This is a genomic window from Sandarakinorhabdus rubra, from assembly GCF_010994245.1.
Lineage (GTDB): Bacteria > Pseudomonadota > Alphaproteobacteria > Sphingomonadales > Sphingomonadaceae > Sandarakinorhabdus > Sandarakinorhabdus rubra.
In genome coordinates, this window is sequence record NZ_WMHO01000325.1 from 1 (window position 1) to 1,915 (window position 1,915).

At 70.5% G+C, this 1,915-nt stretch carries 1 protein-coding gene and 1 pseudogene; both read right to left on the reverse strand.

All coding sequences use genetic code 11. The features are described 5' to 3' along the window. On the reverse strand, positions 1-1,480 hold a 1,480-nt coding region (locus GJV64_RS14030), incomplete at its 3' end, for a sensor domain-containing diguanylate cyclase (RefSeq protein WP_164158052.1). Between the two features lie 103 nt (positions 1,481-1,583). Then, positions 1,584-1,915 (reverse strand): annotated as a pseudogene (locus GJV64_RS14035) (DNA replication/repair protein RecF); the annotation flags it as partial.

Genomic DNA, 1,915 nt, shown 5'->3' on the forward strand with positions numbered 1-1,915 from the left:
CGGACAGGCGCTGCTGCGGCTGCAGTGCGGCGATCAGCCGGCGCTGCGCCAGCGCCTGGCGCAGCGCATCGGCCAGCCGAGTCCGCCGCACCACCTGCGCGGCCAGCGCCGGGCCGAACAGCACGTGGCGGCCGCGGCCCTGGCGCTTGGCCTCCAGCAGCGCCGCATCGGCATTGCCGAGCAGCTCGCGCGGGCCACATTCGGGATGGGGAAACGGCGCGATGCCAACCGAGATCGACGGCGCGTAACGGCTGGCCCCCAGCCGCATCGGCCGCCGCAACCGGGCCATCAGACGCGTCGCAAAGGCGGTGCAGGCCAGCGGGGTGGCCGGCCCATGCACGATCAGCGCGAATTCATCGCCGGCCAGCCGCGCGGCGGTGTCGCCAGGCCCGATGACGCGCTTCAGGCGGCGACCGATCAGGCGCAGCAACAGGTCGCCGGCGGCATGGCCCAGGCTGTCGTTGACCGCCTTGAAGAAATCCACGTCGAGCAGCACCAGCATGCCGCCCGCCGGCTGCTTGCCGCGGGCCGCCGGCAACGCAGTCAGCCGCGCCATCAGCACGTCGCGGTTGGCCAGCCCGGTCAGCGCATCCTCTTCGGCGCGCCGCCGCAATTCGCGTTCGGCGCGCATCAGCGGCGTCACGTCGGTGCGGATGGAAACGATGTTGCCGCTTTCCGAAATGGCGGTGGAGGCCTGCATGAACTTGTCGTCGCGCAGGTGGAAGACGCGGTTGTAACCGGGCGTGCGGTGGCGCTCGAGATAATCGGCAATCCACGCCGCGCGCTTGGCGGGCGGATCCTCGCTGCTCACTTCCGGCACATAATGGTTGGCCATGACCTTGCGGGAAATGATGTCGGCCAGCCGCTCGCCCTGCACCATGAAGTCGCGGTTGCCGGGCAGGATATTGCGATAGATGTCGTTGACCAGGATCAACCGCTCCTCGTGGTCATAGACCGAGAGCGCGGCGGGGATGCCGGCAATCACGTCGCGCAGCAGCGTTTCCATGCGGGTGCGCAGGTCGAGCTCGCGGGCAGCGCGGGCGGCGGCTTCGTGGCGGGCGGTGATGTCCTCCAGCGTGCCGAAGATGGAGACCGGCTGGCCCTCCTGGCGCGGACCGGGCCGGCCGCGGGCGCGGACATGGCGGATTTCGCCATCCGCACGCACCAGGGTCAGCTCGAGATCCCAGCTGGTGCCGTTTGCGATGGCATCGGCAACGGTGGCGCGCGCCAGGTCCTGCTGGGCCGGAATACAGAACGCAATCGCCGATTCAAAGTCGGGCACGAAGGCGGGCCCCACGCCGTGGATGCGGCGCGTCTCCGCGCTCCACCACAGGGAGCCGCCCACGGTATACTGCCAGGCACCGATGCCGGCGACATCGAGCAGCGGCTCGGCCGCCGCCAGCAGGCGCGGCGTGACCGCCCGGCTGCCCGAGGACCGGCGGGGAAAGACGGGACGTTTTGGCCAGCTGCTGTCCGACATCGGCGGGCACACACTCCAGGGACTGGCATGGCTAACGGCCGCCCGACACCCGCCTTTACCCGCCGGCTTGAACCCCGCGGCCAGCTGGAGACGGCACAAGCTGTCAACCCGGCACGATTCGCCCGGAGTCGATGTGGAACCGCTGCATCGGCCCGGCCAGAGCAAACAGGTCCGGATCGGTGCCGGTCAGCCAGGATTGCACCCCCATATCGGACAGATGACCGAACAGCGCCGCCAGCCGCCGCCGGTCGAGATGGGCGGCGATCTCGTCAAGCAACAGGATCGGCGGCGGTCCGCCGCGCGCCGCCACCAGCGCAGCGTGGGCCAGCACGATGGCCACCAGCAGCGCCTTCTGCTCGCCGGTGGAGCAGTGCGCTGCCGGCATCGCCTTGCCGGCGTGGCTGACCACCAGGTCGGCGCGGTGCGGGCCTTCGA